Below are 23,897 nucleotides of genomic sequence, written 5' to 3'. Positions count from 1 at the left end.
CGATGAAACAATTTATACCTGCTTTGTTATTGCTGTTTTTTCTGTTTTCGTGTAGCCAGGACATTCCCATGGTTAATCTCGGAATAGACGATATTTACTCCGTTGAACGGATGAAAAAAATCATCCTTCATCCCGAATTCCCGGGAAAGTGCAAATGGAGCATGTTGGACGTAAACGGACAGGATTCTGTTATTTCTGAAGCGCGTGACTATATTTTTGTTGCCGAAAAGCCGGGCAAATATTCCCTGAAACTGAATATTATCGACGCTGAAAATTCGGTAGAACATTTTTTTCAGATTGTTGTGTGGGAAGAGCAGGTTGTTTACAGTCGTTACATTACAAAGGTTTTTGAATACCGGCCGGCACCCGGGCAATTTGTGAATACCATACCCCAGTACGAAACAGGTGACACCGAGGAAACCATGATAAATAAAGCGCAGGAAAGCATTTCCGGGAAAAACGATGTTATGGTTTCGTTGGGCGGTTATGGCGGTTACATCACATTTGGCTTCGACCATACCGTAGTTAATGTTGCCGGTAAAAAGGACTTCAAAATAAAAGGGAATGCGTTTTATGCCGCAGCCAATCCGAATCCCGAAGCGCCGGAAGAAGGCGGAAGTTGCGAACCGGGAATTGTCATGGTTTCATTAGACCGCAATAACAACGGCATTCCCGACGACGAGTGGTACGAACTGGCCGGAAGCGAGTACCACAAACCGGAAACCGTGCATAATTACGAAATAACGTATTACAAACCGGCTTCGGATAAGAAACCTACACCAAAGCCCAACAGTCCGATTTCTGATAGTACTTATGTGCGGTGGACAGACAACCGGGGAGGCGAAGGTTATATTGCCAGAACCGTTTATCACCGGCAGGATTATTTTCCAAAATGGTTGAATGTTGGCGAACTGAATTTTGAAGGAACAATCATTGCCAACAATGCCGTTGATGAAAGTGGTAACGGCTCTTATTACGTGCAATATACTTATCCCTGGGGGTACGTCGACAATCATCCCAATGAGTACGAAGACAAAATCAGTTTCGATATTGGCTGGGCTGTTGATAAGGATGGAAATGCCATGCATTTGCCTGGAGTCGATTTTATTCGCGTTTATACTGCCGTAAACCAGCAGTGCGGCTGGCTGGGCGAAACATCCACCGAACTTGCCCGGGCAGAAGATTTACACATTCAGGAACCTGCAGTTATTATACCCAATCCATAAAACTAAAAATTGTAAAAATGAAGAAGCTATTGATTTTCATTGTCTTTTGGTCAGTTTTTTTTCCGGCAACAGCTCAAACAACACAGTACACCGACGGGGTTTTTATTCTCAACGAAGACTGGTTCGGGCATAACAACAGCACCATCAATTTTTTGAATCCCAAAACCGAAGAGTTTGACTATCTGGTGTTTCAGGAGAATGCCGACAATGCTGGTATTTCGTTAGGGTGCACCGCCCAGTTTGGAACGATTTACGGAGGCAACCTTTATGTAATATCCAAGCAAGATCAGGATTCAGGCGAAACCAATCCCGTAAGCGGCGGGCGAATTATTGTTGCCGACGCGAAAACGCTGAGAGTAAAGAAACGGATTCCGGTTATTTTCGAAATAAACGGTAAATCGGCTGCCGACGGGCGAAGCTTTGTAGGTGTAACCAAAAGCAAAGGTTATGTGGGTACATCCAACGGTATTTACGTTTTTAATCTTACAACTTTTGAAATTGGGAAAAGAATTTCCGGAACAGCAAATCCGTTGATTACCGGCGGCGAAAGTAATGCCGATGGGGTGGGGCCTTTGTACAATAATCAGATTGGGATGATGTGCCGGACTTCCGACTACGTGTTTGCCATTCAGCAGGATAAAGGGGTGTTGGTGATTGACCCGGAGTCGGATACCGTGATAAAAGTAATTGAAGGCTGTTTTAGCACGCTGACCCAAAGTAAGGACGGAACAATTTGGGTGGGGAAAAATTCGAATGCCAGTTCGCAAAAATATCCTTACGGCACGGTTGGTGAACAGTGGAACGGTAACCAGTTGTTGAAAATCAACCCCAATACGTTGGAAACAGAAATCATTAGCATGTCAGGAGGCGCCGGGATTAATCAATCCTGGTATGCGTGGACAGCCGGCTCACTTTGCGCCAGTGCTAAAGAAAATGTGCTGTATTTTACATATAACGAAAGTAAATGGAACTGGTTTACCACTTCAAAAATGTATCGCTACAATATCGATAGTAACGAATTTACCTTGATATACGACAGCGATGACGAAGGTCGGTATTTTTACGGCGCAAGCATTCGTATTAATCCGCTGGACGATAAAATATATGCTGCGTTGTACCTCGACAATATCAATCAATCTTATTTTATTTATCAGTTAGACGATGGCGGAAATTTGTTAAAGACTTTTGAACCCATTAAACGGTACTGGTTTCCAGCCATGTTTATTTTTCCGGACAACCATGCGCCCGCAGTCTCCCAGTTTTCGCAGGTAACACTCGACAACACGCAGCCTGTTGCCATCAATCTGGAAAATATGGCAAGCGATCAGGATAACTTGTCGGCAGCTATTGTAAAAAGTATTGTTGCAAATGATAATACAAACGTAGTTTCGGCAACAATAAAAAACAATGAACTAACGCTCACTGCAAAAGCTCAGCAGTCGGGAACTGCTCACATTACAGTGCAGTTTAATTCCAACGGGAAGACTGTAAACAGAGTGCAGGAAGTAGTTGTTTCAACTATTTCTGCCAGCGACGAAACCGCCCCAACAGCGCCATCCGATTTGGTTGCCGAACCGGCCGAAACAACTATCACGCTTTCGTGGGCTGCATCAACCGATAATGTTGGCGTTACCGGTTACACTGTGTATGTAAACGGTATTTTGCAGGGAACCACTACCGAAACTGTTTACGCATTAACCGGATTAGAAGCTGCTACAGAATACCAAATCAGTGTTGAAGCAATAGACGCTGCCGGAAACAGTTCGGAAAAAGCAACGGTTGTTGTTTCTACTTCTGCCACACCTGACGAAACTGCCCCAACAACTCCGGTCGATTTGGTTGCCGAACCTGAAGAAACTAGCATCTCGGTTTCGTGGGGTGCATCAACCGACAATGTTGGTGTCACCGGTTACAATGTGTATGTAAACGATATTTTGCAGGGAACAATTACCGAAACTGTTTACGCATTAACCGGATTGGAAGCTGCTACTGAATACCAAATCAGTGTTGAAGCAACCGACGCTGCCGGAAACAGTTCGGAAACAGCAACGGTTGTTGTCTCAACTTCTGCAGCACCTGATGAAACTGCCCCAACAACGCCATCCGATTTGGTTGCTGAACCATCGGAAACAACCATCTCGCTTTCGTGGGCTGCATCAATCGATAATGTTGGCGTTACCGGTTACAATGTGTATGTAAACGATATTTTGCAGGGAACAACTACCGAAACTGTTTACGCATTAACCGGATTGGAAGCTGCTACAGAATACCAAATCAGTGTTGAAGCAATAGACGCTGCCGGAAACAGTTCGGAGAAAGCAACGGTTGTTGTTTCTACTTCTGCCGCACCTGACGAAACTGCCCCAACAACTCCGGTCGATTTGGTTGCCGAACCTGAAGAAACTAGCATCTCGGTTTCGTGGACTGCATCAACCGATAATGTTGGCGTTACCGGTTACAATGTGTATGTAAACGATATTTTGCAGGGAATCACCACTGAAACTGTTTACGCATTAACCGGATTGGAAGCAGCTACTGAATACCAAATCAGTGTTGAAGCAATAGACGCTGCCGGAAACAGTTCGGAAAAAGCAACAATAACACAATCGACAACAGTGTCTACGGCAATTTCTTCTGTTGAAAACAAGAACGATGTGGTGATCTATCCCAATCCGTTTTTGTCTTCCATCTCCATAAAAACAGCAACCGATTGCGATGCAGTAATTTACGATGTGTCGGGGAAAGCAGTTCTTCAATTTCAATTGAAAACGGGTGTTAATCATGTAGATACATCAGAACTTGAAAATGGTGTGTATATTCTGAGGTGTGGAATGAATTCTTTTAAAATTGTTCGACATGATTAAAACATGCCCGGTATGTAATGAGACTTTCGAATGTCGAAACGACGACATCTTGAAATGCGACTGCATTGAGGTCATCCTATCGAAAGAGGACTACGAATATGTTCGAAGCAATTATTCCGATTGCCTGTGTAAAAAGTGTTTAATCAATATAAAAACGGAACGGCAGCGTTCGCCAAAACTCTCTGCCGTTCACTGATACCAATAATTTTTACAAAAAACAGCATCATGAAACAAAAGTACCTTTTTTCTTTGGTTTGTTCAGTTTTTCTGCTGGCAAGCCAGTTGAGCGTGGGACAATCGTTTTCCCATAAAAGTGATCTAAACGTGGAACGAACGCGAAGTTCCAGTAAGTACAGCAAAACGGTTAAGTTTGCCGATCTGTTTAATTTTCCGGAAGGATACGATGAAAAAGCAGAAATTGCCGAAAGTGACGATGTGGTTATTTCATTTAGTTCGACCAATGAAAGCACCCTGTTGTTCGACGGGTATTACCACTCTTCGTACAGCGGGCAGTGGTTTTATTACACAATTCCGCCGGGAGCCTACGGAAAGGATACGTTAACCGTGCGAATTAATTACAACGGGGTGGATGCCGAAGCTTTTGTTTTTGCAGACATTGCACCGATAATTGCCGGAAATGATTCCTATACTACTGATATCGGCGGAACATTGGAGATGAACCTGGTAAGAAACGACCAGCCGTCGGCATACCTCGATAAAGCAAGCATCGAAATTCTCAGGGGGGCAAATTACGGAACGCTGACTAATAGTGGTAATGGTGTTTTTACCTACGAAAGCGACGAGTCAACTCCCAATTATTCTTTTGAAAATTTGGAATATCGCATTGCCGATACAGACGGAAATTACGATACTGCAATGGTTAAAATAAGCATTCATAAAAATGCATACGCCAGCCGTGTTGTTGAATTTATGCCTGCTCCCGGACAATTTACCAACGAAAGCATTGCACAAAGCGGGTCAGCCGAAAAAACGCTTGGCGAAAATGCAACAATGATTAGTCTTGGCGCTTTTGGCGGATACGTGATTTTCGGGTTTGATCAGCCTATTGTGAATCATCCGCAAAATCCATACGGGGTTGATTTTTCAATAAAAGGAAATGCTTTTTCTGCCAATTTGTATGGCGTTTGGACCGAGCCGGCGGCGGTGCGGGTTATGAAAGATGTGAATGGCGACGGAATTCCGAACGACAGTGAGTGGTACGAACTGGCCGGCTCTGATTACTACATGAGCAGCACCCAGAAAAACGTGAAAATGACCTACTACAACCCGCATTATGATTCGCGTTATACTGTTCCGTGGAAAAAAGACAATGGTGAAACCGGTGCGTTGCTTTCTAATGCTTTTCATAGTCATCCCTATTATCCGGATCCGTTTGACTTCGGATGCGATAAGGATTCGATGACTTATGAAGGGAATATTATTAAGAGTACGCTGGATATGAGTACGCCAAGCTACGTTGAGTTTTATCGTGCCCCGATTTTTGGCTACTGCGACAGCCGCGGTAACAGCTCAGATTTGACAGACCCTCAAAATCCGTATAAAAACGATGAAAAAGGAAAAGCCGCTGATGGTTTTGACCTCAGTTGGGCGGTAGATAAAGACGGGAATCATGTTCCGTTAGACCAGATTGATTTTGTGAAAATCTACACAGCCGGTTTTGCCAATGCCGGATGGCTTGGTGAATGGTCGTCGGAGGTGGCCGGAGTCGGCATAACCACACCTGACCCCGATTATGTGCCGGAAGATTATTACATCAACTACATTGGAATTACCCAGTTGAAAGTTCTGAAAGGGCAGACCTGCCAATTCGAAGGGTTTTTGTTTAAAAACGGCCGCCCGCAGGAAGAGGGCACCCAACAATGGAGTTCGTCTGCTTCGGGCGTGGGAACTGTAGATAACACCGGGCTATTTACTGCTGTTGAAAATGGAGAAACATGGTTGCGTTTTTCTCAAAAAGACGATATTCCCACCGATTCTATTCGGTTAATCGTGGTAGAACTCGAAGGTGTTGTTTTGGAAATGGAAGGCAACTCAGGAGCTTCGTCCGACAGTACAAAACTTTTTGTCGGAGAAACCATCAGCATTACAGCGCAAGGAGAAGATAATATTGGCGATGTACTAAATGGAAGCACTTCTAACAGGTATACTTACGATACCTACACCTGGACAACTTCCAACCCGGAAGTGGGGAAAATTGACAACGGCCTTTTTACCGGAAGACAGGTGGGCCGAACGATGGTTTACGCGCATTCCGATAGTAATCCCGAGTTGTTCGATTCAATATTGGTTATTGTAAACAAGGTGCCGGAACTGAGTCCGGTAGACAATCCGGTTGTGATTTCTTATTATGATCCGGTGGGGGCGAAAACCAGCGGCGAATTGTTTGAAACAGGAACGAATTCAACGACCTACCTTAATTCAGTAGTGTCGAAAAATGGTATCGCAAACCCTGTTATTGAAAAAAATACACTGAAATGTAATTTTACCGAAGGTGAGTACGGAACAGACACGTTGCAGTTTAACCTCACATCTTACAAAAGGGACACAACTATAAGTGTTGTGTTTGTGTACGAACCGGACGGGTACGACAAAAAAGAACAAATACTATTTGTAAATGATGCCTTGGTTGCCAGTCCCGATAAATCATCGCTGAATTCCTATTTTCCTGAATCCGGGGAAATACGTGTTATTGACAATCAACTGGATTCTCACTCGGTTAAAGATGTGCTTGTTGACGGCGCTTTTGCTTTTGTTTCAGGCGATGATTTTCTGTTTAAATACAACGTTACAACCAATGCAAAAGCAGATTCGGTAGAATTTGGAGAACCCCGGGGTGGCGCGTTGGCGGTCTACAATAATCTTTTGTTGATTGCAGGTCAGTCGAATCTGTCTGTTTATTACAAGTCGGATTTGACTTTGAGTAAAAACATTGCCCTTTCCGAAAAAACACACAGTGTAAAAGTAGTGGGGGATAAAGCGTACGTTTTCCTTTTGGATGAGGAGACCGGCCGATTGAGTAATGTGGTGGTTGTTGATTTGATTTTGGGTGCAGTGGAAAGCCAGACCTCTCTTTCTTCTGCAGAATTGATTCCGTCTACTGTGCTTGCCAAAGGGAACAAACTGTATGTTACAGGAACTCTTGTTGCATCAGGAAATGCAGCTGTATTGGAATACGATGCTGCGGGTAATTCATTTTCGGTTTCGGACACCGGAACCGGCCTGACAAATACGTTAAATGCTGAAGCTTTAATAACAGACGATAGTATTCTTCTGGCTAACGGAGGAGGTTTTGTTGCATTCAACATTTCCACGAAAACACTGGATTCAGAAATTTTGATGAAGGGCGCAGATGATTTTTATCCGACCGGGGTTGTATACCACGCTTCGCTGGATAAATATTTTGCAACCTATTCAAATGCAGCACAAACAAATTCCAAAGGTTTTACTTTTGATGCAAACTTTGCAAAAGGCATAGGTTTCGGAGGTGTTGAAACAGGCTCGTCTTTCTTAAGAAGTGTTATGGCTTTTGATGCCAACGAAAAACCACTGGCCAACGAAAGATACTCCATGCCAAAAGTCACTACTTACGAAATGGCCACGAGCAATACAACCATTACAATTTATAAAAATCGCTTTACCGATCAGGAAGATAATTTTGAAATTTATCCGAGGTATCTGGAGCACGCTTCGTGGCTGACATGGTACACATCTTACACTTCCTCAGGAAATAAAAGGTTGTATGCCCGTTTTACAAATACTGTGGATAAAGATTCGGTTGTTACCATTGCAGTGGATGCAATAGATTCTTACGGTTTTTCTGCGACGCGAACCATTGACATCACCATTAAACCGCGAATTTATAAACCGGTTGTGCTCAATCCGGTGGCAGATATAGAAATTGAAGAAAACAGTGCAGCCCTCCAGATTTCGTTAGCGGGAGTATTTGAACACAGTACTTCTTCCGGGGTGTCATTCTCAAAATCAGTATCGGGCAATTCCAATGCCGAATTGATTAACACGGATATTAGCAGCGATATTTTGACCTTGTCGCCTACCGCCGATTTAACCGGTGAAGCAACAATTACCCTGCGTGAAACCGGGACGCACAGTACCTACGGCGAGAAATTTGCGGAAACTTCGTTCAACATTTTGGTGTATAAAAAGTCGCCCACTGTACCCACAGAGCTTTCGGGTGTGCCTACCGAATCCAGCATTGCCATTTCGTGGACTGCTTCAGTGGATTACACCGGAGTTGCCGGTTATAATGTTTATGTTGATGGTGTTTTGGTAAATACGGTTACGGAAACAAATGATTTGATAGAAGGACTGGAGTCCGGAACAGAATACACGCTTGAAGTGGAAGCTTTTGATGGCGAAGGAAACAAGTCGGAACGAGCTGCTTTGACGGTTTTAACAGCCGACCACACAGCGCCATCAATGCCTGCCAATCTTACTGCCGTACCTTCAGAAACCAGCATCACGCTCTCATGGAATGCTTCAACCGATAATGTAGGCGTAATTGGTTACAATGTTCATGTGAATGGCTATTTAAAAGCCCATGTGGGAGGCACAAAATGTACAATCCCCGGATTGAAGCTTGGTAACGAATATGCGATAGAAGTAGAGGCTGTTGATTCCGCGCGGAATAAATCGGAAAGAGCATCAACAACGGTTTTAACAATCGACGAAACAGCACCGGCTATTCCAACTGACCTTGCGGCTGTTCCTGCTGAAACCACTATTGCGCTTTTCTGGACAGCTTCGACCGACAATGTGGAAGTTGCAGGTTACAATATCTACGTGAACGGCAGCATGATTGATGTTACACCAGAACCAATTTATACCGCAACCGGATTAAGTGCTGCAACAGAATATACGCTTGAAGTAGAAGCTTTTGATGGCGCAGGAAATAAGTCTGAAAAGGCTTTGGTAACAGTTTCAACAATTGACGAAACAGCGCCGGCAACACCGGTCAACCTCGTTGCGCTGCCGGCAGAAGCCAGTATTGCACTTTCCTGGGATGAACCGACTGACAACGCGGGCGTAACCGGCTACAATGTATACGTAAATGGTAGCCTGGCAAATACCGTTGCAGAAACGAGTTGTTTGTTAACCGGATTGGATGTAACAACAGAATACACAATTGAAGTGGAAGCATTTGACGCTGCCGGAAACATTTCTGAAAAAGCGTCAGGAAATGTGTCAACAATTGACGAAACAGCGCCGACTGCACCAACCAATCTCGATGCAACTCCTGCCGAACTAAGTTTTGCACTTTCGTGGGATGCTTCAACCGACAATATTGGTGTGGCAGGTTATGTTATTTACCTCGACGGCGATTTGGTTGACTCCGTTTCTGAAACAATTTATTCGATAACAGATTTGAACTCCAACACAGAATATGTGATTGAAGTTGCTGCTTTTGATGCTGCCGGAAACAAATCGGAAAAGGCAACAATCACCCGGAAAACGATTACAACCGGAATCGACTTGTTTGAGTCTGCCCGGTTGCAGGCATATCCTAATCCGTTTGACAATTACATCAGAGTTATTGCGAAAACCGAAGGAAGCGCCGTGCTTTACGATTTGTCGGGAAAAGCGATGATGAATATTCTGTTGAAAACTGGAAGCAACAAAATTGATGCGGCAGGGTTACCCGGCGGCGTTTATTTATTAAAACAAGGAACACAATCAATCAAGTTAATTAAGCAGTAGAGTACTTTCACGTAAATGGTGTAAGTAGTATACCGGGGTGTTGCAGCCCCGGTATTTTTTTGCTTGAAATCAGCGTGTTTTTTGAGGTATTACGTTTGCCCGGGGTTGGCAAAAATCACTTTTTTTGATTATACAGTTTGTTCAGTATTGAATTCCCGCAACTAATGTTTTATCTTGCAGAAGATATTCAACCGATAAACTACCTGAAGGTATGTTAATTATCGAAAAAAAGAAGAATCAACATCGTCAACCGCGAACGAATTTATTTTTTCTGAAAATCCCTTCTGTTTTGCTTGTCGCCTGCATAATAGCAATCGGACTTTTGCTTTTTACGTCCTGTGTTACAGTTCGACATAATTACCTCGGAAAATCGAATGTTTTCGAAAGCGATATTACGATTTCGTCAGATCCGGCGTTTGTTGATTCAGCTGAATTGAGGTGCCGGTCGGATTATATTGTGCAGACAATTGTTGAAGACGGCAAAATTAAGGGGCGCGAAATAAATCAGCTTTATACATCCACCGGAACCCGTTTAAACAACGACCGGTTCTACAATTCCGTTCTACAAAACGGAAGTTCAAAAACGCTATCTGCAAAAGAGTACCTGGCTGCGCTCGAACTTCTTTCTTCTGCGTCGTGTTACGAAAAAGCGTACCAAAATAATCCGCAAATAAGGCGACGGATGAACCGCGGCGATACGGGAAATGCGATTCCCAAAAACTTTTTGCGTAAAAGCCGTTCATTTTTGTACTCCAATTCGGTCCGAAAAGAAATAGAGAAAGCCGCTGCGATTTACGAAGAGCCCCGCGCTGACTCCATCTTGAGCCTGCTCCCTTCCACAAACTGGTGGAAAGCTTTTCGCTACCGGTTTTTTCCCAACAACGATTGGGCTCATTTTTTCGCATTTAACGTTGCTCACGCCATCAGTTGTACCACGGGCAACACCCTTGGCTTGTTTAATTATCCGGTGGAAAATGAGTTTTTTGCATCAAAACTGCATCCACAGCTACGCCCTTTTGATATTATTCTGGTAAAATCGACCAATCATTTAACCGACGTGTTTATTCCGGGATACTTCGGGCACGCGGGAATTTATATGGGAAACCAGTTGGATCCCGCCAAATATTTTTTGCATCATCATAAAATGACGGGTGAGAAAATGGTGGTGGAATCGGTGCGTAGCGGAGTACGAACGAGTCATCTCACCGATTTTGCCGATGGAAATACGTTTCTTGTAATGCGGCTGAAAAACCTGCCTCCCGAGCGAAAAGCGAATATCAGAAATAACATCTACAAACATTTGGGAAAAAGTTACGATTTCAATTTTGATATTCTGTCGCCGGCGTCTATCACATGTACTGAATTGGTTTTTTTGGCGTTTGATTTTATAAGCTGGCACACGCAAAACGTTTGGTCAGGCATTACCGTTACTCCCGACGATTTGGCCAGAACGGCGCTGGAGGCAGAACTGTTTGAGTTTCCTGTTTTTATTGAAAATGATGTTCAGACGATAAATCCGGACAACGCATTAATTCAGGGGCTGGTTAACAAATAGAGGAGAATAGTAATTGCTTTTTATGAAAACAGAATTGAGATATTTTACCGGAACCGGAAACTCTTTAAAAGTTTTAAAGACGTGCGGCGAAGTTTTCTCTGAATCGGGAACCCGGATTAATCTTGCTGAAATTTCGCTAAAAGAGAAAAATATTGAACCGGCAGATCTTCTCGTTTTTTGTTTTCCGGTTTATGCCTTTGGAATACCAAGAATCTGCAATAAATACCTGAACGGAATTGAGCCCTTTAAAAAACAGCAGAATGTGGCGGTTCTGATTACTGCCGGCGATTCAGATGAATCGGGGTTTGCCGTGAAGGAGTGCATCCGCGTGCTAAATAAAAAAAATTGCGATGTAATATATTCCGGGATAATTCAAATGCCGATAAACTGGACGACATCTCCCAAACCTCCGTTTCCGCCATCAAAAGAGAGTGCAGCAGAAATTATTAAAAAAGGCGAAGCTGAAGCCCGGAAAATTGCAAAAGATATTGTAAGCGGAGTAATCAGACAGCACAATTTTAATTATCCCAAAAGATATTCAAGAATAAAGTTTTATTGGGAATATTGGGCGTTTAAATACCTGGGACTTCCAAGCATGTGGCGACTATTTAAGGTGTACAATACGTGCGACGGTTGCGGATTATGCGCTAAAATTTGTCCGACAAACAGCATTGAAATCATTCAAAATAAACCGGTCTGGAGTAAAACCTGCGAACAGTGTATGAGGTGCGTGAACTTTTGCCCCGCAGAATCGATTTTTCAATCGCAGGGTGGCGAAACAAAGGACAGGCACAAATACCGTGAACCTGACTTTAAACCAAAATATGATAAAAACCAAAGTCATATTGTTGTGTAGTACAAAGCTGCTTTTTGTTTTGTGGCTCGTTCTGTTTTTCTGCTTTTTTAAAGGCAGTTTCGGACAACAATATTTTGAAAAGAAGAGTTTTCAAACTGGTTTTGTATTGTGTGCCGACACGCCAAATTCAAATGCCTTTCAAGAAAAATATTCGTTTTCCGAAGACGGCTTTTCGAATTCTGGTGAGGCAGGGTTGGCAAGGAAAATTTTCAGGGGAACGTTATACAGCACCGGATACGACATTGTAATTTTATCAGGATTGGCAATTGCTCCGGAATCATTCAGTAAATGGGAAAAAGGGTCCGAAAAATTCAAATTTAATTCCATCAAAAAACATTTGAAAAATGCCTACACAACTTCGCCGGTTGTGGATAACGACCATTGGATAACAAATTACGTGGGGCATCCATACCAGGGCGCATTCTATTATAATTCGCTGCGTTCGCAGGATTGCAGCGTGTTGCAATCATCTGCTTTTTGCTTAGCGCAGTCGCTGATTTGGGAATACGGATGGGAGGCTTGTTTTGAACAACCCAGCATTCAGGATTTAATTGTTACTCCGCTGGGTGGCGTTATTGTTGGCGAACTGGTTTACGCAGCGACCAATGCAATGGGCCGAAAAGGTTTTACATGGTACGAAAAAATTGTTGTTTGCCTCATAAACCCGGCGTACGTAATTAATTGCGGATTTCATTTTAATAAACCTCGCCGCAATTAATTGTCAATTGTTTCCGTGTCGATTTTGCCCGACTTTTCTTTTACTCCGAACGATAAACTAATACCCGCAGAGGCCGTCAGGCGCTTGGCATTTTCCCATTTGAAAGCCTGAATAATATTGTCGGTTACAAAAAAGAAATCCATGCCCGGTAAAAAGCGTAAGCGGAGTCCGGCGCCCAGGTTGTCGAACGCATAACCTGCCGTATAACTAACCGAAGTTGACAGCATTCTTCCCACAGCACCATTCAGCGAAACAGTTGCCGACGGTATTGTTTTTCCCGGGAAGAAGTTGCTGTTTAGTAAAACAGCGTAGTTCCATTTTGGTGAAAACTGGTTGGCTGCTCCCAGATACAAGCGCGTCGGGATTCCCAGCTTTGTTTTCGACTCTTTAACTTTTATCTGATCAATGTTGCCGTTAAGCTGATAACCATATTTTTTCCATTTTGAACCGCCCAGATTCAGCAGGCTTGCAGAAAACATCCATCGTCCGAGTTCATAAGTTGCGCCTAAGTCAACAGAAAAACTCGGGTTTTGGAATAAATAACGCGCATCGTATTTTGCATCCCAGTTTTCGGGGAATATCCCTTCGTCTAAATCGAGTTCATCTCCGTTTATGGCGGCTTCATTTATTTCAACAGGCAGGCCCAACGTTACGCTGCCTTCAAAAGTTTGATTAAACGAAATGTCATTGTATTCTCCTTCCACGTCCCGTTCAACGGTATAACTAAGGTTGTCTGTTTTTATCCCGAACATGTTGGAGTTGATTTTGGGAGTGATTCCCAGTGTGAGGTTTTCGTTTATTTTGCGGGAATAGGAAACGCCCATGCTAAGGTACGAATTGAAAGTAAGCGAGATTCCATCGACAACAACCGGAAATTTTATTTCTGAAATGTCATTAAAGTCAGATAACAGGTAAACAATGTCTGCTTCTGCATCGGAGTAACTTGCCGCATTAAAAGAATAGTGAAACGACAAATAGCCCTTTTCTTTTAATTTGAATCCGAACGACAAAAGATTGGTGTTTGCTTCTGCCAGAAAGTGGTTGGTTTTTCCAATTTTTTTTGTGAATTCGTCGGGATTGTAATTGTTATTGTGCAGGTTATCGATAAAGTAATCCAGGTCATTGTAGTTGAATCCGCTGTTGTACGCATTTGCGGTAACTCCTCCTATAGCCGGCAATCCGATGAAGAATTTCACTTCTGGCACTATTGCCGGATTATAAACTCTGTTTAACGGCATTCTATCCATGTGGTACATGGTATTTTGCGCAAAAGACGCCGGTGTGTTCAGAAGGAATGCAAGGCATAGCAATAACGCAGTCTTAAAAATTTTCATAGGAATTGAATTTTGTTTTTTACGTAACGTAAAACGGTTGTTGAAGTTCAAAGCAATTTAAGAAAAACAGAAAAAACTGTTGCTATTTAATTGCAGTAAAAGAGGCAGAAACGGTAAAAAAAAATAAAAATAAGTACAGCGTGTTTGGTGCATTTGGTCGCCAATGCATTACTAAATATTCGGAAAGATTGGTTTTTAATCTGAATGCATTCAAGAAATAAAGTAGTTAAATTTTGGGCGTTTGAATGCAATAAAAAGGCCGTCTCAAAAACTGGTTTTGACACGGCCTTTCCTGTCGCTGTTAAAGCAAACTAATGTTTTTTGTTAAAACACAGGTTCAATGGTAAATTCAAATTCGTAATCCTGTGCCGGAATTGTGTACTGTTTGTATGGGCGTGCTCCCCACGAATTATCGCCGGCAATTCCCATTTGTCTCATATCGGTGGTAATAAACACTCCGTCTTTTTTTACAATGTCGTTGGTGTGGCGGTAGTCGTTCATATCTTCCATATCGAAGTCTTCAATCGGATTATGCAGTGCAGAGAATCCAATCGGGGCTTTTCCTGTTACTTTAATGCCCCAACCGTTTTCGTTTCTGAGCACAAACCAGCGGGTATCTGTTTTGTAGCCATTTTCCTGCGGACGTACGTAATTGAAATATTGGTCGGCAACTTTTCCTCCGTAAATACCAACAAAAGCGCTGCGGTTACGGTCGATGTAGTTTTCCTGCGGCCCGCGTCCGTAGTACTCCAGGTTGTCGAAATTTACCGGCATTTTCCAACGCATTCCCACGCGTGGCATTTCGGGCAACTCTTTTTCGGTAGTTGAAAAGGCGCTGTGTATTTCAATTTTACCGTTTCCTTGAATGGTGTAAACTACTTTTTGTGTCGATTTCACTTTCTCCAGATTGTAATCAACAGTAATTACTATTTCACCGTTTTCAGTATTTTGGGTTTTAACGGCGGCCGGTTTAATTTCGCGGCTCACTTCGCGCCACACACCCAGTCGGTTTAGCATCTGGTTTCCTTTGTCGTTATCGTTGGCCGGGCGCCAGAAATTTACCTGCGGGCCTTTCTGCAATAATTCAACACCATTTACGGCATACGAAGCGAGTGTGCCTTCTGCTTTGTCAAAGGTTATGTCGAAGCTTGTTCCATTTATTTTTATCAGATTACCCTGTTCGTTCAGCGTTAATTTGCCTGATTCCTCTTCTGTTGTTACAGGAGCAAAATCACCTTCCATTTTAAATTGTTCGTGAGCTACTTCGAAACCTGCAGGACGGAACGGCTGGTCGTTTTTCAGTGTTACCGAAAAATCTACAAAGCGTTCAATGCCGGGCATCAAAGCCATTGCCGGAACAGGGAAAACCAGAATTTTACTTTCTCCCGGTTGCAAGTTAACATCGTCGAATGTGCCTGAGTATTTTTTTACACCATTATCTGAAATGGTCCACGAAATTTCGTAGTTACTTAAATCCGAGAAATCATGGTAATTGGTTACCTGGTAGCCTTTTTCTGTTTGTTTGAAAAGGATATTCTGGTACGCATATTTTACTTCCCAAATAGCGGGGTGGGGTGTATAATCGGCAGAAATAATTCCGTTGCAAACGAAGTTTGCGTCACTTGGCATATTCTTGCCGTAATCACCACCATAAGCCCAGAATTCAGTTCCGTCGTCGGCTTTTTTTACCAATGCCTGATCAATCCAGTCCCAAATGTAACCACCTTGCAACTGGTCGTTGCGGTCTTCGTTAAAAACATCCCAAAGGTCGGCAAGGTTACCGTTGCTGTTACCCATGGCATGCGAATATTCGCTGGAAATAAATGGCTTGGTTTGTTTCTTTTCCTTGTATTTTTTCAAGGTGCTAACGCCGGGGTATTGCGGACAAAAAATGTCGGTATTATCGCCCATAATGGCGCGTTCGTAATGGATTGGGCGGGAAGTGTCGCGTTCTTTAATGGTTTTGTAAACTTCGCTGAACACAATTCCGTCGCCGGCTTCGTTCCCCATCGACCAAACAATTACCGAGGGGTGGTTTTTGTCACGTTCAACCATGCGCATGTTACGGTCAACATGAGCTGCAGTCCATTCAGGCTTTTTGGCCAGCGAATATTCGCCGTAATACATCCCGTGCGATTCGATGTTGGCTTCGTTGGTAACATACAGCCCGTACTCGTCGCAAAGCTCGTAAAAGCGTTCACAACTGGGGTAGTGGCTGGTACGCACTGCATTTATGTTGAATTGCTTCATCAGGGCAATTTCTTTTATCATATTTTCCTCACTAATAACATGGCCGTTGTACTGGTCGTGTTCGTGACGGTTTACACCTTTAATGGCCACTGCTACTCCGTTGATGTAAAAGATAGCATCTTTTATTTCCACTTTTCGGAAACCGATTTTTGAAGTAACAACTTCGGTAGTTTCTCCGTCATCATTTTTTAGGCTGATTACCAGTGAGTAGAGGTTTGGAGTTTCGGCAGTCCACTTCAGCGGGTTATTAATTTCTTTATTGAAGGTGAGTGAAAGGTCTTCTTTCCGGTTGATTTTAGCCTCCATTTCGTCTGAAGCAATTACTGAATTTTCGGCATCAAAAATCTGGTAGGTAACTTTGTAATTGCCAGAACGCAGCCTGGAAACCTGGTTCTTCAGGTCAACATCGAGGCTGAAAACGCCATTTTTATATTCCGAATCAAGGTCGGCTTTGGCAAAGAAATCGCGGATGCGAACTTCAGGAGTGGAGTAGAGGAAAACATCGCGTTCAATCCCGCTAATTCTCCAGAAGTCCTGGCTTTCCAAATACGAGCCGTCAGACCACCGGAAAACTTCGGCCGCAATTACATTTTCTCCTTCTTTCAGGTATTTGGTAATGTCCCATTCTGCCGGAGTTTTACTTCCCTGCGAATAGCCCACTTTTTGTCCGTTTATCCAGAGGTAGAAAGCCGATTTTACAGCACCGAACTGGATAAAAACGCGGCGTCCGTTCCAGCTTTCAGGAACGGTAAAAGTCCTTCGGTACGAACCCACCGGGTTGTAATCGTGCGGAACCTGGCCGGGGTTGGCAGGGTAAAGATTGTCAATAAACTTAATTTCGTCAGAAACCGGTGCTTTGTGGTCGGCAAATTCATACTGGTGGTTTACGTAAATCGGAATTCCGTAACCTTCCAGTTCCCAGTTCGATGGAACCGGGATGTTGTCCCAGCCGGATACGTCGTAATCTGTTTTGTAAAAATCAACAGGGCGGTCGGCTGGTTTGCGTACCCAGTTAAATTTCCATGTGCCGCTGAGTGTTTTGTAAAACACAGATTGATGTGGCTTTTGCGACAAGGCTTCCTCAACACTTCTGAAAGGCATTAGCGTTGCGTGTGGCTTTTCCTTGTTCTTGTTAAAAACTGCCGGATTTTCCCAATCCGGATTTTGTTGTGCGAAACTGCCCAGTGCAATTGATAGCAGTAGAGAAAAGGCTAAAAATTTCATCTGTTTTAAAAAAATTTCAAAAGTTAAGAATACTGTTTTTGTAATTTTACAAAAGTATAATTTTTGTGATATGTTACCATACCTTGGTAATTTAATGGTTAACTCCTGTTTTTGGCGATTCATTTATAAGAAACGGTCAGAAATTAAAACCGTTTCTGTTTGACCATTTTATTGCCCTTGGCGCTTAAGTTTTTATATTTTTGCATTTCATTGTGATAAAACCGTTTAAAAAATGAGAAGTCTGAAGCTTTCTGTTTTGTTTGTTTTCTTTGTATTGGGTTCTCTTTCTGCGAAAGAGGGCATGTGGATTCCCCTGTTGCTCGAAAAGTACAATCTGGCCGAAATGCAGGAAATGGGTTTTAAACTTTCGGCTCAGGATATTTACGATATTAATCATGCCAGCATGAAAGATGCCGTGGTGGTTTTTGGCGGCGGCTGCACCGGAGAGATGATTTCTCCGGAAGGATTACTAATTACCAATCACCACTGCGGGTACGGGCAGATTCAGTCTCACAGCTCGGTGGAAAATGATTACCTGACCGATGGTTTTTGGGCCATGAGCAGGGACGAAGAGTTGCCAAATCCCGGTCTTTCGGTGCGATTTCTGGAATACATGGAAGATGTAACCGATGAGGTGCTGGAAGGTACTGAAGTTCTCGAAACCGGGGCGCGGGAAAAGCGAATGAAAGAGAACATTGCCGCAGTGCAAAAGGAAGCTTCGGTAGATGGTAAATACATGACACAGGTGAAACCGCTTTTTTATGGCAATCAGTATTACCTGTATGTTTACAAGGTTTTTCGCGATGTGCGATTGGTAGGCGCTCCGCCGTCAGCTATCGGAAAATTTGGCGGAGATACCGACAACTGGATGTGGCCCCGGCACACCGGCGATTTTTCGCTATTCCGGGTTTATGCCGATAAAAATAACGAGCCGGCAGATTATTCTCCCGATAATGTTCCGTTTCAGCCGAAAAAGTTTTTTCCCATTTCGCTGGATGGAATTCAATACAACGATTTTACTATGGTATTTGGCAACCCCGGCAGTACCCAGGAGTACATCCCGTCATACGAAGTGAATATTATTCAGAACCAGCGCGATCCCGACCGGATTGCAATCCGCGAAAAGAAACTGGCGATTTTTAACAAAGCCATGAAGTCGGATCAGAAAATACGCATTCAGTATTCGGCAAAACATGCCTCTGTGAGCAATGCCTGGAAAAAATGGCAGGGCGAAATAAAAGGGCTGGAACGCCTGGATGCAGTTAATAAAAAACTGGCATTTGAAAAAGAGTTCAAAGAGTGGGCTGTTGCAAACAACACCTGGGAAAACGAATACAAAAAGGTGTTTGAAAACTTTGACGCATTGTATTTTCTATACGGCAACTACATCAAAGCGGCTGACTATTATTCGGAAATTATGGTGCGTGGCATCGAAATATTTCGCATAGCATCCCGGGTTAACAGCCTTGCCGGCAGTATCGAAAGTGGCGAAATAAAGTCGTTGGAAAACCAGACGAAAAGTGTGACTGAATATTTGCCCGGATTCTTTAAAGATTTTCATCAGCCTGTTGATGAGCAGCTTTTTGAAACTTTGTTGCCTTTGCTTTCAACCGATCTGAGCCCTGAATTTGTTCCCGGATACCTGAACGAAGTGCTGGCCAAAAACCGGGGAGAGAAAATGCTACAAAAGATTTACCGGAAATCGGTGCTGACCGACGAACAACAACTCACAGAGATTTTGAAAGCCGGAGATAAAAAGAAGTTGCTGGCGCTAAAGAAGGATCCGCTGGTGGAACTTTACAGCAATCTGAGTAGCCATTTCGAAACAAAGATTGCACCGGTGGTGGAAGAACTCAACGGCCGCATCAACCAAAACATGAAAATATACATGGCCGGTATTATGGAAATGAAAAAAGGCCAGCCGCTGTATCCGGATGCCAACCTGACCCTGCGTGTGACTTACGGAAAAGTAGAAGGGTACGAGCCGCGCAACGGCGTAAAATACAAATATTACACTACGCTTGACGGAATCATAGAAAAAGATAATCCGGATATTTACGACTACAATGTGCCTGAGCGACTGAAAGAGTTGTATCGGGCAAAAGATTACGGGCGTTATGCTGCCAACGGTTACCTGCCGGTTTGTTTTACAGCATCCAATCACACTACCGGAGGAAATTCGGGAAGCCCGGTTGTAAATGCAGAAGGGCAGCTTATTGGGGTGAATTTTGACCGCTGCTGGGAAGGTACCATGAGCGACATTATGTACGACCCGGAACAGTCGCGCAACATTGCCATCGACATTCGCTACGCTCTGTTTTTGATTGATAAATTTGCCGGGGCCGGATACTTACTGGAAGAAATGGAACTGGTAGGCGGGAAAGCAAACGTTGCAGCAGAGTAGCTTTTACTGGTTCCGCAGTACCTCTCTTGGCATCTCGACGTTGTCAGGTGCTAAGCACGCTGGCGAGTCGGGAACCTGTAAACGCAGCCAGGTTTTATAGCATTGAACAACCAAGCTGCTTTGCGCGCATTAGATTAAAGCTCTCGCAGTCCTTTTTCAATATGTTCCATTTGCCAGATTCGAAACAACCGTTCGTCTTCCGGTATCTGCGGATTTTTTTCCTGAATCAGTTGAGTTGCTTCCGCTTTCGTTTGTGCATCGGGTAAATGAATTTTTGCCGCTGTCTCTTCACTAATGAAGCACTTTTTTTGAGAGAGCAGCAACTCTTTGAATTCTCCTGCCGGCTTCTCCTCGCTTAGTTTCAACGTTTTGTAGGTGACAGCGTTTTCTGAATATTCCCGGATAAATCCTTTTTCGGAAACCGATGATCCTCGGGGCGCTAGCGTGTTGTTAAGTATTCGGCGAAATCCGGCTGACTGAAACCTGTTTTTAAAGAAAAAAGAGCAGTAGTTAATTCCTATTTTGAGGCGGTTGGCCCGGGCAAAATCAATAATCTCCAGTGCAGCCAGTTCTGATTCCAGAACCACCGGCTGTTCGGCTGGAACAAAGGTATAATTGCGTGCGAGCATTTTTTCGGCATTATGTTTTGTCAACCTCAGTTGATGCAGGTTCAGGTTGGTTACTCCGGCGTCAATCATCTCCGGAAGCATTGCTTTCAGCCTTTCTTTTTCTTCTGGCACTGCCGGTATTTCAATCGTAATGTGAGGGATAATTCCTTTGGCAATTTGCAATTTGTTCAGGCTGTATCCGGTGGCGCCAATATCGAACCTGATTTCGTTAAGGCCGGCGTCGGCAAGCTGTCTGAACTTGTTTTCGTCGGCCAAAATTCCGTTGGTGTACATCCAGATGTAGATGTCGGGCGAACACATTTTCCTGACAGTTTTAAGGAAATGCAAGGTGCGGTTAAAAAAGAGCAGCGGTTCTCCTCCGCTGAAACTAACGCCTTTAAAACCGAATAGGTTGATGTAATCGGCGTAACTTTCAGCTACCTCAAATGTAAGGCTCTGGGTTGCCGGTATTTCATCTTTTAACTGCGAGGCTGGGCAATAAAAGCAGCCGGCGTTGCATTTGTTGGTAATAAACAGGCAGCTCCAGGTTCCGGTTCCGCACAACCTGCACCCTTCAGAAATTTGATGGTGAAAAGGTTTTGTGTCATGAAACAACTGGTTGTCTTCCAGTTTTTTTAATAGCTCTTCCCGTTTTTGAAGCGCTTCGGTTTCGTGGTACGGGTTTAGCCATTTTATAGAGGAGTAGCCTGCAAAGTTGTCTTTGTTTTTGTTAACAAGACTGTTTAAGTAAGTTGTGTATGGATTCATTTTAAATATGTTTCGTCGTCAAAAAGGATTTTTTTAGCCTGAATGAAACGAAACATATTTATAACTCGGAGAAAATGTAAAGGCACAGAAGGAGTGCCTTCTGAATATTATTTATGAAATTTGAATTGCGAGTTTTGCCCATCAGTTTTATACTGTTACAAACTGCGCAATATTACGGTTAATTTCAATTCGGTTAACCAGCGAGTGCATGATTTTTTCGTAGAGCCGGTTTTTCAGCACCACGTCCTCAACACCGGCATCAATATTCGGATTATCGTTGATTTCAATTACATACACTTCGTTATTCAGCATTTTTAGGTCTACTCCGTAAAGTCCGTCGCCAATAAGCGATGCTGCTTTAACCGCAGTTTTTATCACTTGCTCGGGCACCTCGCTCAACTCCACCGTGTCGGCATTACCTTCTATTTCGGTTTCGCTTTCCCAGTTTAGAATTTGCCAGTGGTTTTTTGCCATGTAATATTTGCAGGCAAAGAGTGGAGCCTGGTCAAGCACGCCTATTCGCCAGTCGTATTCAGACGGCATAAATTCCTGAACAATTATCAGGTCAGATAATTTAAACAGTTTTTTTAGCGAAATGTCCAGTTCTTCAGGGGTATTTACTTTTTCAACACCCAGTGAAAAAGCGCTGTCGGGTTGCTTTAAAACCAGTGGAAATTTGAGGTGAGCGGTTTGCAATTTGCGGTATGCCGATTTTGAAAGGACTACTGTTTCGGGGGTTTTTATTTTGTTTTGCTTTAAGCGTTCGTTCTGAAAAATTTTGTTGGAGCACCGTAAAATAGACCAGGGATCGTCGATTACCACCAGCCCCTCGGCATAAGCAGCTCTGGAAAAATGGTAGGTGTGGTCGTTTACTCCTGTTGTTTCGCGGATAAAAAGCGCATCGAACTCCGAGAGCTGGCTGAAATCGTCTTTCGTAATAAACTCGGTGAAAAAACCTTCCTTTTCCGCAGCCTTTTTGAAGTTTTTCAAGGCCTCGTGGTTCGACGGCGGGTTTTTTTCTTCGGGGTTTACCAAAATGGCCAAATCGTATTTGTAGTTTTTGAAACGCGGACGGCTGAAACGTTTTTTAGAGAAGTAGTCGCGGGCAAATTCCTGTACTTTTTCGTGGTGGTCGGGGTTTACTTTTTTCAGGCTTAGCGGCGTTACTTTTTGGATGAGCCATTTTTCGGTTTTTACAAAATCGATTTGCAACAACGGAGCTTCAAACATGTGGTAGAGTTTGTGGGCAAGGTACCTGAACCGCGGGTTAACCGATTTTCCGAAGTACACAAATATGCTTATCTTATTTCCATCGATGTGTTTGAGCGTTTTCTGAATGTCTTCGTCGATGTAACCCGAAAGGGAACGAATCAGCGATTGGCTGCTGAAGTCGCGCAACGTAGTTACGTTTGGAATAATACGGTGGTCGCGCGCAGACGCAAGCAACGACACGTAGTAACCCATTTTTTGATACTGGTAGGAGTTGCTCAGGTTAAAAATTCGTACGTTTTTCAGCGACTGGTATTCGGGACTGGTAATGTATTTGCGGGATGAAACAACTTCTACACCTTCAATTTTTAGATCCCAGTTTTTGGGGTCTTTTACAACAATAATATTTGAGATGCTCTGCTTGTCGCCGTTTTCGTCCAGATGCATAATCATGCGCAGGCCATCTTCTCCTTTCATGTAATAATCGGGGAGCTCTTCAGTGCCTTTAAAACCGGCGCTTTCATAAAATTGGAGTAATTTACTGTCGGATTTACGCGCTTCCAGCGAAATGCGGCTTATTTTGCGCGAACGTGCCAGGTTAACCGAATAGTCGAGTACCTGTTTCCCGATACTTTTCCCCTGATACTGGGGCAAAACAGCAATGGAAAAAATCCGCAGCGTTTTGGAATGAAGATAAAAGGTAGCGGAAGCAACCGGTTTTTTCCCTTTTCCGTTCTGTATTTCTGCAACAATAACTTTTTGTATCGGGCTTGTTAAACTGTACCGTATGGCCCGGCGGGTACTTTGTTGGAATTCGGGAAAGCAGTCTTTTTCCAGCTTCTCTAGAAAATCCAAATCATTTGTAGTTGATTCTCTGATTGTTATCTTCATTTCTTGATTTTAAAAAACTGGATCAAATGTAGTTCATTTTCATATTGAAGATTACTTCCCGCAGGTAATATTTAAAGAAAATGTAATTTTGTAGTCGTTGTTGGTAATTTGTTGATTTTTAGAGTGTTGCTTTGTTTTGAAAATTGAATTCTGCTTTTTCTTTTGTGTGGAAATTTTTATGCGTTTAATGCTTCAGAATTTGCACGGTGTTTAGTTTGTGTTTAGCAGTTGTGACTGCGTGTTGCTGTAGAAAC

Annotated in this window: 12 protein-coding genes; 8 read left to right on the top strand and 4 right to left on the bottom strand. The window is 43.3% G+C overall.

All coding sequences use genetic code 11. The features are described 5' to 3' along the window. Nucleotides 1–2 precede the first annotated feature (2 nt). From BUB08_RS02080 to BUB08_RS02050, 7 genes are all read left to right on the top strand, one after another. Complete coding sequence (locus tag BUB08_RS02080) at nt 3–1,226, top strand: cell surface protein (protein WP_072998457.1); 1,224 nt, start codon at nt 3–5, stop codon at nt 1,224–1,226. A 17-nt stretch (nt 1,227–1,243) separates the two neighbouring features. After that, the gene (locus BUB08_RS02075) at nt 1,244–4,090 is read left to right on the top strand and encodes a DUF5074 domain-containing protein (RefSeq protein WP_072998455.1); all 2,847 of its coding nucleotides are present in this window, start codon (nt 1,244–1,246) and stop codon (nt 4,088–4,090) included. After that, on the top strand, nt 4,083–4,286 hold the full coding sequence (locus tag BUB08_RS20740; RefSeq protein WP_072998454.1) for a cysteine-rich CWC family protein: 204 nt from the start codon (nt 4,083–4,085) through the stop codon (nt 4,284–4,286). The genes BUB08_RS02075 and BUB08_RS20740 overlap by 8 nt, the downstream gene beginning before the upstream one ends. A gap of 29 nt (nt 4,287–4,315) precedes the next feature. Then, nucleotides 4,316–9,826, top strand: coding sequence for a fibronectin type III domain-containing protein (locus BUB08_RS02065; RefSeq protein WP_072998452.1), 5,511 nt, complete (start codon nt 4,316–4,318; stop codon nt 9,824–9,826). Between the two features lie 211 nt (nt 9,827–10,037). After that, complete coding sequence (locus BUB08_RS02060; protein ID WP_072998450.1) at nt 10,038–11,381, top strand: YiiX/YebB-like N1pC/P60 family cysteine hydrolase; 1,344 nt, start codon at nt 10,038–10,040, stop codon at nt 11,379–11,381. 22 nt (nt 11,382–11,403) lie between these two features. Then, on the top strand, nt 11,404–12,237 hold the full coding sequence (locus tag BUB08_RS02055) for an EFR1 family ferrodoxin (RefSeq protein ID WP_072998448.1): 834 nt from the start codon (nt 11,404–11,406) through the stop codon (nt 12,235–12,237). Further along, entirely contained in the window at nt 12,206–12,955 is a 750-nt protein-coding gene (locus BUB08_RS02050) for a DUF3943 domain-containing protein (protein WP_072998446.1), read from the top strand. Before BUB08_RS02055 ends, BUB08_RS02050 begins: the two co-directional genes overlap by 32 nt. On the opposite strand, the gene BUB08_RS02045 is transcribed toward BUB08_RS02050, so the two are convergent. Beyond that, complete coding sequence (locus BUB08_RS02045) at nt 12,952–14,289, bottom strand: DUF5723 family protein (protein WP_139249584.1); 1,338 nt, start codon at nt 14,287–14,289, stop codon at nt 12,952–12,954. The two genes, BUB08_RS02050 and BUB08_RS02045, sit on opposite strands and share 4 nt — an antisense overlap. A 324-nt stretch (nt 14,290–14,613) precedes the next feature. Next, nucleotides 14,614–17,763 (bottom strand): beta-galactosidase, LacZ type, encoded by a 3,150-nt coding sequence (locus BUB08_RS02040; protein ID WP_072998885.1) that lies wholly within the window; start codon nt 17,761–17,763, stop codon nt 14,614–14,616. A 232-nt stretch (nt 17,764–17,995) separates the two neighbouring features. Here BUB08_RS02040 and BUB08_RS02035 point away from each other — a divergent pair, with 232 nt between their 5' ends. Next, a complete protein-coding gene (locus BUB08_RS02035) occupies nt 17,996–20,167 on the top strand; it encodes a S46 family peptidase (RefSeq protein WP_072998443.1) in 2,172 nt (723 codons plus the stop codon). Between the two features lie 134 nt (nt 20,168–20,301). Here the strand turns inward: BUB08_RS02035 and BUB08_RS02030 are convergent, their stop codons facing one another. Then, on the bottom strand, nt 20,302–21,543 hold the full coding sequence (locus BUB08_RS02030; RefSeq protein ID WP_072998441.1) for a radical SAM protein: 1,242 nt from the start codon (nt 21,541–21,543) through the stop codon (nt 20,302–20,304). A 147-nt stretch (nt 21,544–21,690) separates the two neighbouring features. Next, nucleotides 21,691–23,643 carry a GNAT family N-acetyltransferase gene (locus BUB08_RS02025; protein ID WP_072998439.1) on the bottom strand — a complete coding sequence of 651 codons (1,953 nt, stop codon included), beginning with the start codon at nt 23,641–23,643 and terminating at the stop codon, nt 21,691–21,693. Nucleotides 23,644–23,897 lie beyond the last annotated feature (254 nt).

The sequence above is a fragment of the Mariniphaga anaerophila genome, assembly GCF_900129025.1.
In the GTDB taxonomy this organism is placed as follows: Bacteria; Bacteroidota; Bacteroidia; order Bacteroidales; family Prolixibacteraceae; genus Mariniphaga; species Mariniphaga anaerophila.
This window is presented reverse-complemented; position numbering and strand designations above follow the sequence as displayed.

Bases quoted from the DNA above. Each gene is read 5' to 3' on its own strand.
- BUB08_RS02075 (WP_072998455.1), top strand. From the start codon at position 1,244: ATGAAGAAGCTATTGATTTTCATTGTCTTTTGGTCAGTTTTTTTTCCG.
- BUB08_RS02035 (WP_072998443.1), top strand. From the start codon at position 17,996: ATGAGAAGTCTGAAGCTTTCTGTTTTGTTTGTTTTCTTTGTATTGGGT.
- BUB08_RS02050 (WP_072998446.1), top strand. From the start codon at position 12,206: ATGATAAAAACCAAAGTCATATTGTTGTGTAGTACAAAGCTGCTTTTT.
- BUB08_RS02065 (WP_072998452.1), top strand. From the start codon at position 4,316: ATGAAACAAAAGTACCTTTTTTCTTTGGTTTGTTCAGTTTTTCTGCTG.
- BUB08_RS02045 (WP_139249584.1), bottom strand. From the start codon at position 14,289: ATGAAAATTTTTAAGACTGCGTTATTGCTATGCCTTGCATTCCTTCTG.
- BUB08_RS02055 (WP_072998448.1), top strand. From the start codon at position 11,404: ATGAAAACAGAATTGAGATATTTTACCGGAACCGGAAACTCTTTAAAA.
- BUB08_RS02030 (WP_072998441.1), bottom strand. From the start codon at position 21,543: ATGAATCCATACACAACTTACTTAAACAGTCTTGTTAACAAAAACAAA.
- BUB08_RS02040 (WP_072998885.1), bottom strand. From the start codon at position 17,763: ATGAAATTTTTAGCCTTTTCTCTACTGCTATCAATTGCACTGGGCAGT.
- BUB08_RS02025 (WP_072998439.1), bottom strand. From the start codon at position 23,643: ATGAAGATAACAATCAGAGAATCAACTACAAATGATTTGGATTTTCTA.
- BUB08_RS02080 (WP_072998457.1), top strand. From the start codon at position 3: ATGAAACAATTTATACCTGCTTTGTTATTGCTGTTTTTTCTGTTTTCG.
- BUB08_RS02060 (WP_072998450.1), top strand. From the start codon at position 10,038: ATGTTAATTATCGAAAAAAAGAAGAATCAACATCGTCAACCGCGAACG.
- BUB08_RS20740 (WP_072998454.1), top strand. From the start codon at position 4,083: ATGATTAAAACATGCCCGGTATGTAATGAGACTTTCGAATGTCGAAAC.